Origin of the sequence: Sandarakinorhabdus oryzae, from assembly GCF_009733735.1 — a bacterium.
GTDB lineage: Bacteria > Pseudomonadota > Alphaproteobacteria > Sphingomonadales > Sphingomonadaceae > Sandarakinorhabdus > Sandarakinorhabdus oryzae.
In genome coordinates this window covers 19,118-34,287 of the sequence record NZ_WNJP01000013.1, presented here as the reverse complement: position 1 = coordinate 34,287, position 15,170 = coordinate 19,118, and the positions used below count along the sequence as shown (strand labels likewise).

The following is a 15,170-nucleotide window of genomic DNA, read 5'->3' as shown; positions in this document are numbered from 1 at the left end:
GCCGGCCTGCACCAGCGGCCAGCCGCGCGCCAGGCCGCGCACCACGAACGGTGCCGTGGCACCGGTGACGCGCGCAGCAAGGTCTGCCAGCGTCACCGGCTCCTCGGCGACACGCGGCAGCCGCTCGAGACGCGCCGCCTCAGCCATCACCGCGCTTGTTCTTGCGGCGCACCAGCCGGGTCAGGTTCCCCACTGACGCCACCGCCATGTAGATCGGCAGCAGATGGCCGGCGGCGTGCAGTTCGGACAGCACGCCGGGTTCCAGCGCCGCCAGTCTCTCCTCGGCGATCAGGTGATAACCAACCAGCCGGTGCATGGCGCCGTTGTCGAGCGTGACGTCCATCGAGAACGGCTCGAGCAGGTCATAGCGGCTGAGCGCGGCATAGAAATCGCCACTGGCGCGGTGGCTGCCATCGAGCGCGCCGAGCAGATCGGCAATCTGTTCGAGATAGGGCGTCGCCACGCCGCTCGGTTCGAACAGGCGCATGCCCTCACCGCTGTGCGACACGCGCGGATGGTCCATGTCGATATGGACCTGGCCCGGCCCATCGCCGTCGCGGCTGCGGCCGACGAGGAAGGGCTGCACGACCATCGCGAGCGGCCGGTTGACGGCATCCCAGTCATTACCATCAAGGAACAGATTCTCGCCCGGTTCGAAGCCGAACAGGGCCAGCGCCGAAAAGGCGCCGCTTTCCTCGTCCTGCCGAAACAGTATCGGGTAATCGACGGCGAGACGGCGGAATTCGGCGGGCACGGCAATGCAGGCCATCACCGCATCGCCCAGCGCCGCGCCGGCCCCCACATGCACGCGCAGATCGGCGTGTTCGGCGGGCGTGACAATCTGGTGGTTGGGCATGATGATCCTCAGGCGGCCTGGGCGGCGATGGCGGCGAGATAGCTGCGGTTGTCGGGAAGAGCGGCGGTGATGCGACGCGCGCGCTCCTGCACCTCGGCGATGCGGGCGGCGGCAGCGGTGATTGCAGGCGCCGGCGGTGGCAGCGGCAGGCCATAGCCCATGCCGTAGAGGATATAATGCTGGCTGGCGGCCGGAAACATCTCGTCGTGCAACGGGAAATCGCGGGCCGAGGGCGGCTGTTCGCGCCACAACACCAGGTCTTCGGCCAGCCGTTCCGGGATGGTCGCCGGGTCGCGCTGCGCCAGCCAATAGGGCTCGCTGCGCTGGCTGAGCACATAGTGCAGCTTCAGGAAGGCGATGATCCGCTCCCAGCGGGTGCGGAACTGGTCGTTGAAGCGCTTGGCCTGCACCGCCATCACCGCCGGACTGGCCGGCAGCGCCTCGGCCAGCGCCCGGGCCGACAGCTCGATCAGCACGATGGCGGACGCCTCCAGCGGCTCGATGAAGCCGGCCGACAAACCGACGGCAACGACATTGCCCTGCCAGAAGCGCGCGCGGTGGCCAGTGGCAAAGCTGAGCTTGCGCGGGCTGAGCGCCGCGACATCGACGCCCGACACATGGGCGGCAACATGGGCGCGCAGCACCGCATCGGCCTCGTCATCGGCCATGAAGCGGGAACTGTAGACGCAACCAATGCCGCGCCGTGTCGGCAGCGCAATGTCCCAGATCCACCCCGCCCTGTGCGCGGTGCCGATGGTCTGCGAGGCGACCGGGCTGCCGGGCAGCACCGGCACCTGGGCTGCGAGCGCGCGATCATTGAACGAGACGGTGCTGCGGTCGATCCACGCCACGCCGCAATGGCCGCCGATCAGCCGCGCGGCCTGGCCCGTGCAATCGATGAACAGGTCAGCCGCCAGCGTGCGGCCATCGCCCAGCACCAGCGCTTCAATGTCGCCATTGGGCGCCCCCTGCGTCGCCACCACGTCGGCGGCGATGTGGGTGACGCCCAGGCGCTGCGTGGCGTGGCGGCCGAGCAGCCGGGCGAACTTGCCGGCATCGAAGTGATAGGCATAGTTCAGTGCGCCGCCATAGTCCGGCATGGTCCGCTGGCGCGGCGCCAGATCACGGGCGCAGGCCGCGGCCTGGGCTGTCATCGCCGCGGCAAACGGCATGCCGGGTGCCATGGCGGCCCAGGCGTGCAGCAGCGCCGCCGTGTCGCCGGCGGGCGGCAGGGTGAAGGGGTGGAGATAGGAATCGCCGGCTTCGCCGGTCACCCAGCCATCGAAGCGCGAGCCCTGCTTGAACGCGGCATCGCAGGCGACGAGAAATTCGCTTTCACTGATGCCGATGTTGGCCAGCGTCTCGCGCATCGTCGGCCAGGTGCCCTCACCCACGCCGATGGTCGGGATGTCGGGCGATTCGACCAGCGTGATGGCGAGGCCGGGCCGGCGCGCGGCGAGCACGCAGGCGGTGAGCCAGCCGGCGCTGCCGCCGCCAACGATCACCACCCGATATGGCGTCTCACCCGTCACCTCGTCCTCTCGTGCTCACACAGTGGCAGAGCGCAAGAAGAGCCGCAACGCTTGCGCGCGCGGCCCTTCCGGCGACCCAACCGGTTGCCCCCGGTCAGAAGCTGTAGCGCACCCCGGCCGTGTAGCGGGCATAGCCCGGCGCGGCGAACTGCACCGCCTTGTCGCTGCGCATGTGGCCGCGGCGATCGGCATTGGTGATGTTGATGCCTTCAACAAAGGCGGTGAAGCCCTTCTTGAACTCCCACGAGGCCGAGACGTCGAACTGGCCATAGGGTTCGATGTAGGACGGATCGAAGCCATAGCCCGACAGGAAGCCATCGCGCCAGTTGTAGGCGACACGGGCCTGGATACCGTTCTTGTCGTAATAGAGCACGGCGTTGGCACTGTCGCTGACCCCGGTCACCGCGAACTGGGTGGCGGTGTAGCGCAGCGTGTTGTCGAAACGGGTGTCGCTGCGCACGATCGTGTAGTTCAGGATTGCGCCGAAGCCGGTATCCCAGAAGCTGTGCTGAACGGCGAATTCAAAGCCGTGCAGCTTGGCGGTCTGGCTGCTGTTGCCCGGCTGGGTGATAGTGAACACCACCTTTGGATCGGACGCCTGGCCGATGATGCCGGTGGGCGTGTTGACCCCTTCAATATTCTCGAAGCGGACGACGGCCGGGTTGTTGGTGGCCAGCCAGGCCAGGATGTCGGCATAACCGGGCGTGCCACCCAGCGCCGTGCGCGCCGCCTGCACCGCCGCGCCCTGCGCCGGGTTGGGCAGATCAAACAGCGGCCCCTGAGTGGTGGTGTTGGCGATATAGTTGCTCACATCCTTGTGGAAGAAGCCCACCGAGATGTAGCTGTCCTTGCCGTAATACCACTCCGCCGACAGGTCGATATTCTTCGACTTGTAGGGCAGCAGGCCTGGGTTGCCGCTGCCGGCAGTGCTGCCACCGTTCGGGCGCAGCGGCTGGTTGACCGTGATGCCGCCCTGCATGCTGGTGTAATCCGGGCGCGTGATGGTGTGGCTGTAGGACGCGCGCAGGCGGATGCTGCTGGTCGGTGCCAGGTCGAAATCGAAGGCCGGCAGCCAGTTCTCATACTTGCCCTTGAGCGTGGTGAAGCTCGAGTTGCTGTTGCCACCGATCAGGCCCATTTCGTTGGCGGCCTGCCAGACGACACCGGTCGGAACCGGGGCCAGCGCCGACGAGGAAATGCGCGTCTGTTCGTAGCGCAGGCCAAGGCGGATGTTGGCGCGCATGTCGCCGATGTCAAACCGGTGCGTCGACTGGATATAGGGCGCCCAGGTTTCCTCGCGGATGCGCCGGTCGGTGCCATAGCTGGCCAGGCAAGCGCCCTGGACGGTGCTGGCGTTGCAGATGCCGATACGGCTCTGGAGCAGCGTCACCAGGCCGGCGGTATCAACCTGGAAATAGCTCGGGATGATGGCCGAGCTCTGCGAGCCGTCCATGCCGGCCAGGTTCGCGGCCAGCGGGGTGATGGCATAAAGGGCATCCGGCGTGTCGGCCGCGCTCAGCGTGCCGCCCCAGGTGTCGTTCTGGATGACGCCGAAGGCAGAGCGCACCTTGTTCTCGGTGTAGGTGACGCCGAAATCGAGGCTCTTGATCAGATCCGATTCAAAGTCATAGCCGCCGCGCAGCGAGACTTCGTTGATCGTGTCCTTCATGTAGCCGTTGCGGAAGCTGTTGCCGGCCGGCCGGATGTTGGACGCCTTGATTTCCGCGCCCGGATACATGGCGACCGAGATCACCGGCATCTTGGTGCTGAAATCGACCTTCTGGCTGGCGACGCCATAGATGGCGCTGCCGACGGCGCTGTTGCTGCCATAAGGCGAGGTCGGCTTCGATTCCGCGGTCGAGTGGTGCGCATCGAGTTCGACGCGCAGGCCGCCGGGGCCGTCCCACTTGATGTTGCCGCCGATGGAACGGTTGATGTTGCGGTTGGCCGCCAGCGCGCCGGTGATGGCCAGATCCTTGCCTTCGCCCGGGCCGAAATCCTCGGCATAGAAGTTGGCGCCCGAAACCGGGCCAGGCGTCCAGCTGCTGCTGGTGTTGTTGTGGTTGAACCACACGCCGATGCTGTTGGTGCGGGCGTCAATGGTGTTCTGCGAGAAGGTATAGTCCACGGTCATGTCGAGCGTGTCGGTGGGCTTCACCTGCAGCACGACTTGGCCATTGATGCGTTCACGATCGATGTCGATGAAGTCATAGCCGGCGTTCTGGACGACCTGATAGATGTCGTTCGCGCCCGGGCGGTTCTGGGTCTTGGCATAATTGCCGCGCCAGTCGTTGGCGTCGACCGGCAGCGAGCCCCAGTTGTTTTCAAAGCCCTGATAGCCTTCGCGGAAGCCGGCGCCAAACTGCGTCAGGCTCGCCTTGCGGCGCTGGTAGACGCCAGTGACGAGGATGCCGACGCGATCATCAGCGAATGTCTTGCTGAGAATGCCGGAGATTTCCGGCGTCACCTTCGTGTCCTCGAAGGTATGATCGATCATGCCCTTGACCGAGATGCTGCCCTTGAAACCCAGGCGATCAAGCGGACGCGGCGTCTTGATGTTGATGACCGAACCGATGCCGCCGGTCTGCAGCGTGGCACGGCCCGACTTGTAGACTTCGACGCCCGCGACGCTTTCGGCGGCAAGATTGGCGAAATCGAACGAGCGCGAGGCCGGCGCCTCGCAGCAGCTGCCCAGTCCCGAGGCCGGCATCTGACGGCCGTTCAGCAGCACCAGGTTGTAATCCGGGCCGAAGCCGCGAACGGTGACCTTGGAGCCTTCGCCGTTCTGGCGGTCAATCGACACGCCGGTGATGCGCTGCAGCGATTCGGCGAGGTTGGTATCGGGGAACTTGCCGATGTCTTCGGCGGAGATGGCATCGACGACACCCAGCGCGTCGCGCTTCACGCTCAGTGATTTCTGCAAGCTGGCGCGGATGCCGGTGACGATGATTTCCTCGCTGTTGCCCTCATCGGCAGCGGCAGCCGTCTGCGCCTGTGCCAGCGCCGGCTGTGCAGCCACACCCAGGGCCACGACCGATGCGCAAGCCATGAAACGGCCAAAGGCCGGACGGATCGACGTATTCATCCCCAATCATCTCCCCCAGGATCGCCCAACCGGCTTCAAACCGCGTTTGTGAACGTTCACTAATGCCGATTGCTATATGAGAACGTTCCCTTGGTCAAGGTCGCGCGGCGGTTCTTGGCAATTTCATGACAGCGTTGCGCCTTTGCCACAGACGGCGGCGGGCCGCTGGGCGGGCTCGCTTGCCGGCCGGGCGCACGCACGGTATCATGCGCGACAGTGCGGGGGTGTGAGATGGCAATCAGTCCAAGGACTTCGTCCACTGCAAGGGACGGCCAGCGGCGCCGCAGCGGTGCCGCTGCGGCCGAATTCGCCATCATCGTGCCCTTGCTCGCCGTGATGCTGTTCGGCGCGCTGCAATATGGATTTCTGATCTATACCACCAACGCCATGACGACGAGCGCGCGTAACGGCGCCCGGCTGATGGCGTTCGGGCAGGATCGCACCGCCGCCGAAACTTATGTGCGTCAGAGCCTGCCCGGCTGGGTGAATGGGTCGGTGACGATTGCCACGGTGGAAAATGACAATGGCGTGGCGCGGATGACGCTGAGCGTGCCGGGATCGGCTGCCGCCATCCTGGGCCTCGTGCCGATGCCGGCACAGATCAGCGTGACGGGATCAATGCCGCGCGTTGCCGACCGCTAGGGCTGAGCCTGTCAAAGCCGGACCACCGGCGCGGCGATCGTTGGGTCGGGCCGTTTCAGCCCACCAGCCGCACATAGGCATCGCCCAGCCGACCGCTGGCCGGACAGCGCATGACGATGCGGATATCGTCATAGTCGGTGTCGGTCCACGCCGGCTGCAGCCAGTTGGCATTGGCGCCAGTCTGGCCCGGCGGCCGGTCCTCAAAGCCGAAATACATATACTTGTTCGGCTCGCACGGTTGGGTCTCGCGGCGGCGCGTGGCCTGGCGATTGCGGCCCGACGGCAGGATCGAGCTGCTGGTGCCGGGCGTGCACTGCGCCAGCGAATCGCAGCGCACGGTCTCAAGGATGTTGAAGCCCTGCAGGTCGAAGCGCTCGACCCAGTCCTCCAGCAGCGTGTCGGTATAATAATTATATTCCGGCCGGCCCGGCTGGACGCCGCTGATGGTGGCGGCGGGATTGGCCCACAGCACCGGGTTGGCCTTCACGTGGCGAACATTGCGCAGCCGGATCGAGAGCGTCTGCCCTTCCTGGGTGCAACGCGGCCACACCGGATTGGCCGGCGGATTGGCGCTGATGCGGCCACCGGAAATCTGCACGATGTCCTGCCCGGCCGGCAGGTTGTTGGACACCAAGGTCATCTGCGTGCGCCGCGACTCTGGCGAGCCTGACCCCTTGGAGTCAAAGCAATAGACGTAGAGCTCGTTGTAGTCGCCAGCCTCCGGGTCGAGCGACTTGCTCTCGGGCGGCTGATAGAAGACGTTGACCGGCCGCGCCGCGATGGCTTCAACCGAGATCGTCTTCACATCATCCACGAACAGCGCAGTGAACAGCTGGTTCACCGGGTTGCCGCGCGCCGGCGACCGCTCGCCGCGCACCCGCACGGCATTGGCGTTGCTGCTGCTGTCGGGGCGGAAGCCGTTTTCGTTGTCATAGATGCCAAGCGTGATGTCACCGGCCGTGGTCATGTTGCCGAAGGCCGCCGGCGTGTCCGCCGCCAGGAAATTGAGCGCCGTCGTCGTGATGTCGCCGCCCTTCTCGATCTGCGCTGCCGCGGCCAGCGCCGCGCCGTCAACCGCCGTCTGCATGCGGTTGTGCACCATGTTGTAGAGGCTGAAGTCGATGCCCAATGCCAGGCCGCCGGTCATCACCGGCATGGCCAGCGCAAAGATGGTGGCCGTCGCCCCCTGCCGCCCGGCCCGCAGCCGGCGCAGCACGCCCCCCAGGCGCTGTTCAATCGACATACGGCAGCTCCTGCTTCACCGACACGGTGGTGGTCAGTTGCCAGGGCGCCACCCGGGTGAGCAGCGCCAGCGGCGTCGCCGCGGATGCCGGCGCCGAAACCCGGATGTTGATCATGTTGGTGGTCGGATCTGCCGCCGCCGATTCGGCGACCGTCACCGTCGCGCCACTGGCCAGCCAGCCGGGCAGATAGCCCACGATCGCCGATTGCGCCTGCGCATCGGTCATGGTGTGGACGGCCACGGAGCGGGCGACGCGGTTGGCCCCCAGCTGCATCAGGCTGTAGGAATAGATCACGCAGCCATATTCGAAGACGGCGAGGATCAGCGTGGTCAGCAGCGGCAGCGTGAGAGCCAGCTCGGCGGCGGCGGATCCGCGGCGACACCTGGCGAGTCCGCCAGACCGCGTTCTCCCAAGAGTAGGCAATGGAAAGCAAAGAGCCACAACAACACCTGTTCTGCTACTGCCACGAACGACGCGATAGACTGAACGTGAGTGTTGTTATTTTCTTAACCAGTAGGCGAGTCAAGCCGCACTTGGTTAATTTGTCAATTTAATCTTAATGAATTTAAACAGACACGGCCCCGCCTTGTCGCGATATCAGGCCCGTGTGGGTCTGGTCAGGCGGCAGTCGCCGGAGCGCTGCCGCGCCGGCGCTGAACCAGGCCCATCAGGCCAAAGCCGGCGGCCAGCAGTTCCCAGGTGCCGGGCTCGGGCACGCCGCCGATCGGGGGCGGCGGGGGCGGCGGGGGCGGATCGAGGCCAGGAATGACGCCGTTGCACGGCTGGCCCACCGCACACATCAGGAAGGCGTGCTGGCGTCCCGCGATCGTGCCCTGTCCGGTGATGTAAAAGCCGTTCTGGCTGATGTCCTGGGCGAATTGCACGTTCCAGCCCAGCAGCGGGTCGATCAGGTCGTTGAGCTTGGTGGCGATGCCGTTCTGCCAGATCACGCCGGAAATGATCGCGCTGTTGCCGAAGGCATTGGCATGATCGGCGATACCGACGATCTTGCCGTCGTTGCTGATGCCATAGGCGTAATAATTGACCTCGCCCGGCAGCCCGCCCAGCGTCTGATAGGTGCCGGTCGCCTTGTGCCACCAGAATGCGCGCGCGATGGTGTCGTTGTTGCCGTTGATCGTCAGGTAGCGCCCCACCACGTCGCCGCCATCATTCAGCCCGTAGGCGATACTGTCGTTGCCGTTGCCGATGTTGAGATTGGTGACAACACCATTGGCATCCCAGGTCACCGCGCGGCGAACGCCATAGACCAGGGGATTGGTGGCATAGCCAGCGGCCACGCCCGCACTGTTGACGCGATAGGCGTTGGACTGGTTTCCGGTGCCGAGCATCTGCAGGCTCTCGAAGCCGTTCTCGTTGGCCCAGCCCACGTTCCGGCTACCGGAAAAGATGCTGAACCCGACCATCTTGCCGGCATCGTTGATGTCGCGGCCCTGGGCGTGGACACCGCCATTGGTGCCCAGGTCGGTCATCGTGCCGTTCTGCCAGAGGAAGGCATGCTGGAAGTTGCCAGACACATTGCTGTAGCCCGTCACCTGGCCCTTGTTGTTGATGCCATAGCCGACGGCAATGGTGCCGGTGGCCAGCGTGCCCAGATCCTGCAGCGTGTTGTTGGCCCACAGGAACGCATGAGTGGCCCCGCGATTGGTGGTGCCGGTATCGGAAAAGCCGGTCACCTGGCCAAAATTGTTCACCGCATGGCCATAGCTGCGCACATTGGCGGCTGTCCCGAACGTGCCGAGATCGATGATGTTATATGCAATGGTGGCAGCACCCGCCGCCCCCGACAGGCCCGCACCCAACAGCGCGGCCGCCAGCAATTGAACCCTGCCCATATGCCCCCCCACGGCCTGACAGAACCCATCCACACAAAATTTATGAAATCTGCAGCCAAGGGTCAATATTGGCGCGCCACGTGCCACAAGTCCGACAAAATTGTAATATTGGTTGGAAAAGGCTGGCGCACCCGACAGGATTCGAACCTGTGGCCTCTGCCTTCGGAGGGCAGCGCTCTATCCAGCTGAGCTACGGGTGCGGACGATGGGCTGTTAGCAGCGCCGGGCGGCGGGCGCCAGCCTGATTCAGCCCCTTCGCCCTGCCCGGCTTCAGCCCTTGGCCTTGGCCTTGGTTGCCCTGACCGACAGGCGCTCGAACTTGCCTAGGCCGCAGGTGGCGCCCATGATGCCGGGGTTGTTCTGCACGATCACCCGGATCAGATCGACATTGCACAGCTGCGGGATGCTGGTCGAATAGGAAAAGGCGCGATCAAAGCCGAGGCCGGGGCAGCTGCGCGGCAGCCGGTTGCGCCACACGCTGCCATCGCGGAGGCGAAAATCGATGGTCTGCTCATCAACCACGTTGGTGCTCTGGATCTGCACCAACGACAGGCAGCCGCGCGTGACAGGGGTGGATGGGGCCGCAGGGGCCGGGGTTTGGGCCAGTGCCGGCGCGGCAGCCAGGAACAGGGGCAAGATCAGTGCGCGCATCAGGGCCTCCCTCGATTGGCGCCAGCCTCGCGCGATGCTGCTGAACCGATGCTGAATTTCAGCCCACCAGCTGCTGCTTCGCCTTGAACTGGCACAGCGGCGCCACCGGGCAATCCAGGCACATCGGCTTGCGGGCGGTGCACACATAGCGGCCGTGCAGGATCAGCCAATGGTGCGCGTGCCGCCGCCACGGCGGCTTGACCCGCTTCATGATGCCGGTCTCCACCGCCAGCGGCGTCCTGCCCGGTGCCAGGCCGGTGCGGTTGGCGAGGCGGAACACATGCGTGTCAACCGCGCAGGTCTCTTCGCCGAACAGCACGTTCACCACCACGTTCGCCGTCTTGCGGCCCACGCCGGGCAGGGTTTCCAGCACGTCGCGGCTGCGGGGCACTTCCCCGCCGAATTCCTCCACCAGCCGGCGCGACAGCGCGATGACATTCTTCGCCTTGGCGTTGAACAGACCGATGGTGCGGATATGCTGTTTCAGGCCTTCCTCGCCCAGATCGAGCATCTGCTGCGGCGTTGTCACCGCCTCGAACAGGCGCTTCGTCGCCTTGTTCACGCCCACATCGGTGGCCTGGGCCGAGAGCACGACGGCGACCAGCAGCTGATAGCCATTGCCATAGGCGAGCTCCGTCTCCGGCTCCGGGCGGGCGGCGGCGAGGATGCGGAAGAAATCGTCGATCTCGGCCGCCGTCATCAGGCGTTGATATTGCTTGGTCATGGTGTCGCCCTTCCGCCAAAGCCGTTGGCGCTGCAAGGCCCTTCCGAATAAGGAGTCCGGGTGTTGCTTGATCTCACCCTCCGGCCGAATCGCTCGCTCACCCGGGCCAATGCGCGCACGCTGGTGCTGGCGGTGGGCGGCCTGTTCCTGATCGGCTCGATCCGCTTCCTGGTGCTGGGGCTGTGGCCGGTGATCCCGTTCATGATCGCCGACGTGGCGCTGCTGGCCTGGGCCTTTCGCAGCAACTACCGCTCCGGCGGCGCCCACGAGCGCCTGGTGCTGGCCGGCGACGCGCTCACCCTCACCCGCGTCAACCCGTGGGGCGAAGAGGTGGAGCATGTGCTCGAACCCTTCTTCACCCGCGTCGACATCGAGGAAACGCCGCTGGGCGACGCGCTCTTGTTCCTCAATGTCAGCGGCCGGCGGCTGCGGGTCGGCCAGTTCCTCTCAGCCCCTGAACGCCGCGAAGTCGGCGCGCTGATCCGCGAGGCACTCGCGCGATACAGGAATCAGAGGCCGAGCACGTCGGTCATGGCGTAACGCCCGGCCGGTTTGCCGGCCAGCCACTGCGCAGCCTTCAGCGCGCCGCGCGCGAAGATGCCGCGATTTTCGGCGCGGTGCCACAGCTCGATGCGCTCACCCTCGCTGGCCAGCAGCACCATGTGATCGCCCGCGGCGCTGCCCCCGCGCAGGCTCGCAAAGCCGATATGGCCCTCCACGCGTGCCCCGGTGATGCCATCGCGGCCACGGTCGCTGTGGCTGGCCAGATCAATGCCGCGACCCCTGGCCGCCGCTTCGCCCAACGCCAGCGCAGTGCCCGACGGCGCATCCACCTTCATCCGGTGGTGCAGCTCGGCAATCTCGATGTCCCAATCCGGCCCCAACGCGCGGGCAGCGTCCTCCACCAGCCGGGCGAGCAGGGTGACACCAAGGCTGGTGTTGGCCGATTGCAGGATGGCGATGTCGCGCGCCGCCTCGTCGATCAGGGCATGATGCGCCGCCTCCAGCCCGGTGGTGCCCACCACCAGCGCACAGCGGCCTTCCTGCGCGGCCTCGATGCTGGTGGCGAGCGCGGCCGGCACCGAGAAATCGATCAGCACGTCACATTTGTGGGCGATGGCGCCGATGTTGGAACAGACGGTGAGGGTTTCCGGATGCCCCGGCCCGGCCGGCAGGCCGCAACTGGCGTGCCCGGCCCGCTCCACCGCGCCGGCCAGCGCCAGGCCCGGCCAATCGGCAATCTGGCCGATGATGGCCTGGCCCATGCGGCCGCCAGCCCCCAGCACACCCACGCGGATCGGCTTCTTCGTCATGCGCCCACTTTGGGCGATGCCGCAGGCCAGCGCAACCGCTGGCGCCGCCGCAGCTGTTTGCTATGACTGCAGCGATGCACCTGCGCCCCGCCACCGCCGCCGACGCCGCCGCCATCGCCGCCCTGCACACGGCGAGCTGGCAGACGGCCTATGCCCATATCCTCGGCGCCGACTGGCTGGCCAATCAGCTGCCCGCCGACCGGCTGCGCGCGTGGAGCGACCGCTTTGCCGCGCCCGATCCCGCCATGCATGTATTGCTGGCCGAGGATGCGGAGGGCCTGGCCGGCTTCGTCTGCCTCTTTGTCGCCGCCGATCCGCACTGGGGCAGCCATGTCGACAATCTCCACGTCCGTCCCGGCCTGAAGGGCCAGGGCCTCGGCCGCCGCCTGCTCGCCGCCGCGGCGCAGATCGCGCTGGCCGAAGCGCCGGGGCTGGGGCTCGACCTCCACGTCTATGCCGCCAACACCGCCGCACGCGGCTTCTACCGCCGGCTGGGGGGCCTTGAATCGCTGGCCGAAAAGGAAGCCGCGCCCGATGGCAGCACACAGGCCTATCAGCGCATCTGGTGGCCAGATCCCCGAGCGCTGACCGCATGAACATCGTCATCCTCACCGGCGCCGGCATTTCGGCCGAAAGCGGCGTGCCCACCTTCCGCGCCGCCGATGGCCTGTGGGAAGGCCACCGCGTCGAAGACGTCGCCACCCCGCAAGCCTTCCGCCGCAACCCTGCGCTCGTCCAGCAGTTCTACGACCAGCGCCGCGCCTTCCTCGGCCAGGTCGTGCCCAACGCCGCCCACCTGGCACTGGCCCGGCTGGAAGCGAACTGGACCGGCGACTTCCTGCTCGTCACCCAGAATGTCGATGATCTGCACGATCGCGCCGGCCACAACCGCCTGCTCCACATGCACGGCGAGTTGAACTCCGCCCTTTGCACCCGCTGCGGCGCCGCCCGGCCCTGGCGCGGACCGCTGCTCGGCAACCCACCCTGCCCCGCCTGCAAGCAGCCGGGCGGCCTGCGCCCCGATATCGTCTGGTTCGGCGAAATGCCCTACCACATGGACGACATCAGTGCGGCCATCGCGGCGTGCGATCTGTTCGTCTCCATCGGCACCTCCGGCGCGGTCTATCCCGCCGCCGGCTTCGTGCAATGGGCCCGCGACGCCGGCGCGCACACGCTGGAACTCAACCTCGAACCCTCCGCCGGCACCCCCCTATTCGACGAAGCCCGCCACGGGCCAGCCGGGGTTTTGGTGCCGATTTGGGTGGAGGAGATGCTGGCGGGGAAGTGAAGGCGAGAAAGTGGGCCTCCGGCGGGCAGGGGCTGAGCCCCTGCACCCACTTTTGTTTTGGGCGGTCCGACTGGCAGTTTTTGGCTGGACAGGAGACGTTCTGCCTTCGGGATTGATCGCCAATCAGCAGACGGTCTGATCAGTCCTCCTCTTCAACCCAGAATATGAAAGCGTTTTCACGGTCGAAGCCTATGACGCCACAGTCGAAGGTCGCCGAAGTGATGCGATTCCATGAAACTGGTGCGCTGGCACTCCAGTGCCCATTGCTCAAGAAGGTCGCATCTGCGGCCAAATCCTTCAGCGCTTCCCTTGCATCTTTAACTGATCCGGCAGTTGGTGACAGCTTCCCATACGCTAAGCTCGTCGTTCCAGCCACCGCAAGAACGCGCGCGGCATTTTCCGAATCAAGATAGGTCATCCGATCACCGTCGAAGGGGTCATCAGGCGAAGTCGGTAGCCCTACCTGCCCGGCAATCGCCTTTACGAGTTGCCCTTTGCGAACCTCGGGTCGTTTCCCAACCCACCAGCGCGCGTGTGACCGCCGAGCGAACTTACGAAAGAGAGTTTCGAGGGCCTGCATTCAGCGAGTAAAGCAAGACCAGAATTTGGCTGCAACGGTGTTGCAAGCTGACACACTCCCAACCCGCACACCCGAAAACAAACGGGTGCAGGGACTGCGTCCCTGCCCGCCGGAGGCCCCTTGCTTCAGCCTTCATCCAAAGCGCGGATATCCGGTTGCATCAGCTGGATGAACAGCAGCGCGGTCAAATACGCACCGGCGGCGATAGCGAACATGGGCCAGTAGCCGACGCCGTTGGTGAGGCACCAGCCGGTCAGTTCGATGATGCCGGTGCCGGTGAGGTTGCCGGCGACGCCGCCCAGCGCCATCACCCCGGCGACGCGCGAGGTGGGGACGGTATCGGCGGCGAGGCCGAAGATGTTGGTGGAGAAGCCCTGGTGGGCGAAGAGCGCGAGGCCGATGATGAGGGCGGCGACGGTGGCGCTGGGGGCAGTGAGGGCGAGCGGGATGGGGAGTATGAGGACAGCGTAGAAGAGCATGCTCGATTTGCGGGCGCGGTTGACGGAGAGGCCACGGCGCAGCAGCGCCGGGAACAGGAAGCCGCAGCTCAGTGCGCCGGCGCCGGCCAGCGTGAAGATAATGGCGGTGGGGATGCCGATCTCGGCCTGGCTGAGCCCGAAGGTCTTGGCAAGGAAATCGGGGGACCAGAACAGCACGAACCACCAGACGCAATCGGTGAGCGCCTTGGCGCCGACGACCGTCCAGGTGCGGTGATCCTTGAGCAGCTCGGCCCAGTTCCCCTCCAGCGCGGCGTTCTTCGCCACGCCCACCGGTTCCAGCCGGCGCGTGCCCATCACCCAGAAGGCCAGCCAGACAAAGCCCAGCCCGCCGGTGACGATGAACGCCGCCTTCCAGCCGAAGACCAGCGCCAATGGCGGGATCAGCAAGGGTGTGAGGATGGCGCCGATGTTGGGCGCGGTGTTGACGAGGCCGAGGCCCAGGCTGCGCTGGGTGAGCGGCAGATAGGTGGCCGAGGCCTTCACGGCGGCCGGCGTGTTGACGCTTTCGGCCACCGCCAGCACGGAGCGGGCGACGACGAACTGGCCGACTGTGGCGGCAGCGGCGTGGGCCATGCCGGCCGCGCTCCAGATGGCAACGGCAATGCCATAGGCGAGGCGCACGCCGAACTTGTCCACGAACCAGCCGACGGCGAGCAGTGCGAAGGCGGCGGAGAGCTGGAACACGCTGCCGAGGTGGGCGAATTCCTGATCGGTCCAGCCGAATTCGACTTCCAGCGTGGGTTTCAAGAGCGCCAGCACCTGACGGTCGACATAGTTCAGCGCGGTGCCGGCAAACAGCAGTGTGATCAGCAGCCAGCGGGCGCCCGATTGGGCCTGTGTTTCAGCCGCGGTCCCCGTGTTCAATTCGCCTCTCCCTAGGGGCTTTTGCGACAGGCTTGGAC

At 66.0% G+C, this 15,170-nt stretch carries 15 protein-coding genes and 1 tRNA gene; 4 read left to right on the top strand and 12 right to left on the bottom strand.

The features are described 5' to 3' along the window. Positions 1-139 precede the first annotated feature (139 nt). From GJ693_RS02740 to GJ693_RS02730, 3 genes are all read right to left on the bottom strand, one after another. Entirely contained in the window at positions 140-856 is a 717-nt protein-coding gene (locus tag GJ693_RS02740; protein WP_156254801.1) for a SapC family protein, read from the bottom strand. An 8-nt stretch (positions 857-864) separates the two neighbouring features. After that, entirely contained in the window at positions 865-2,388 is a 1,524-nt protein-coding gene (locus GJ693_RS02735) for a tryptophan halogenase family protein (protein ID WP_235902583.1), read from the bottom strand. Positions 2,389-2,482: 94 nt separating this feature from the next. Further along, positions 2,483-5,437 carry a TonB-dependent receptor gene (locus tag GJ693_RS02730; RefSeq protein ID WP_235902581.1) on the bottom strand — a complete coding sequence of 985 codons (2,955 nt, stop codon included), beginning with the start codon at positions 5,435-5,437 and terminating at the stop codon, positions 2,483-2,485. 267 nt (positions 5,438-5,704) lie between these two features. Between GJ693_RS02730 and GJ693_RS02725 the strand changes: the two genes are divergently transcribed. Beyond that, positions 5,705-6,115: a TadE/TadG family type IV pilus assembly protein gene (locus GJ693_RS02725; RefSeq protein ID WP_156254799.1), complete on the top strand. Its 411-nt coding sequence runs from the start codon at positions 5,705-5,707 to the stop codon at positions 6,113-6,115. A 55-nt stretch (positions 6,116-6,170) separates the two neighbouring features. On the opposite strand, the gene GJ693_RS02720 is transcribed toward GJ693_RS02725, so the two are convergent. The 6 genes from GJ693_RS02720 to nth all read right to left on the bottom strand — a co-directional run bounded on the left by GJ693_RS02720 (position 6,171) and on the right by nth (position 10,563). Beyond that, entirely contained in the window at positions 6,171-7,358 is a 1,188-nt protein-coding gene (locus GJ693_RS02720; RefSeq protein WP_156254798.1) for a TadE/TadG family type IV pilus assembly protein, read from the bottom strand. Continuing rightward, positions 7,348-7,800, bottom strand: a complete 453-nt coding sequence (locus GJ693_RS02715) for a TadE/TadG family type IV pilus assembly protein (protein WP_156254797.1) — start codon at positions 7,798-7,800, stop codon at positions 7,348-7,350. The genes GJ693_RS02720 and GJ693_RS02715 overlap by 11 nt, the downstream gene beginning before the upstream one ends. Positions 7,801-7,976: 176 nt before the next feature. Next, positions 7,977-9,212 (bottom strand): HAF repeat-containing PEP-CTERM protein, encoded by a 1,236-nt coding sequence (locus GJ693_RS02710; protein WP_156254796.1) that lies wholly within the window; start codon positions 9,210-9,212, stop codon positions 7,977-7,979. A gap of 123 nt (positions 9,213-9,335) precedes the next feature. Further along, positions 9,336-9,412, bottom strand: a tRNA-Arg gene (locus GJ693_RS02705). Positions 9,413-9,482: 70 nt separating this feature from the next. After that, the gene (locus GJ693_RS02700) at positions 9,483-9,863 is read right to left on the bottom strand and encodes a hypothetical protein (protein ID WP_156254795.1); all 381 of its coding nucleotides are present in this window, start codon (positions 9,861-9,863) and stop codon (positions 9,483-9,485) included. Positions 9,864-9,921: 58 nt separating this feature from the next. After that, positions 9,922-10,563 (bottom strand): endonuclease III, encoded by a 642-nt coding sequence (gene nth, locus GJ693_RS02695; RefSeq protein WP_156254805.1) that lies wholly within the window; start codon positions 10,561-10,563, stop codon positions 9,922-9,924. A gap of 87 nt (positions 10,564-10,650) precedes the next feature. On the opposite strand from nth, the gene GJ693_RS02690 reads away from it, so the two are divergent. Continuing rightward, positions 10,651-11,127 (top strand): DUF2244 domain-containing protein, encoded by a 477-nt coding sequence (locus GJ693_RS02690; protein WP_197041916.1) that lies wholly within the window; start codon positions 10,651-10,653, stop codon positions 11,125-11,127. Here GJ693_RS02690 and dapB read toward each other — a convergent pair. Then, positions 11,097-11,900, bottom strand: coding sequence for a 4-hydroxy-tetrahydrodipicolinate reductase (dapB, locus tag GJ693_RS02685; protein ID WP_156254793.1), 804 nt, complete (start codon positions 11,898-11,900; stop codon positions 11,097-11,099). The genes GJ693_RS02690 and dapB overlap by 31 nt on opposite strands. 74 nt (positions 11,901-11,974) lie before the next feature. Between dapB and GJ693_RS02680 the strand changes: the two genes are divergently transcribed. Both GJ693_RS02680 and GJ693_RS02675 read left to right on the top strand, forming a co-directional pair. Continuing rightward, the gene (locus tag GJ693_RS02680; protein WP_197041915.1) at positions 11,975-12,496 is read left to right on the top strand and encodes a GNAT family N-acetyltransferase; all 522 of its coding nucleotides are present in this window, start codon (positions 11,975-11,977) and stop codon (positions 12,494-12,496) included. After that, on the top strand, positions 12,493-13,188 hold the full coding sequence (locus tag GJ693_RS02675; RefSeq protein ID WP_156254791.1) for an NAD-dependent deacylase: 696 nt from the start codon (positions 12,493-12,495) through the stop codon (positions 13,186-13,188). Before GJ693_RS02680 ends, GJ693_RS02675 begins: the two co-directional genes overlap by 4 nt. A 139-nt stretch (positions 13,189-13,327) precedes the next feature. Here GJ693_RS02675 and GJ693_RS16735 read toward each other — a convergent pair whose 3' ends face one another. Together GJ693_RS16735 and GJ693_RS02665 are read right to left on the bottom strand one after the other, a co-directional pair. Then, positions 13,328-13,606: a hypothetical protein gene (locus GJ693_RS16735; protein ID WP_197041914.1), complete on the bottom strand. Its 279-nt coding sequence runs from the start codon at positions 13,604-13,606 to the stop codon at positions 13,328-13,330. A gap of 287 nt (positions 13,607-13,893) precedes the next feature. After that, on the bottom strand, positions 13,894-15,132 hold the full coding sequence (locus GJ693_RS02665) for an MFS transporter (protein WP_156254789.1): 1,239 nt from the start codon (positions 15,130-15,132) through the stop codon (positions 13,894-13,896). Between the last annotated feature and the right edge of the window lie 38 nt (positions 15,133-15,170).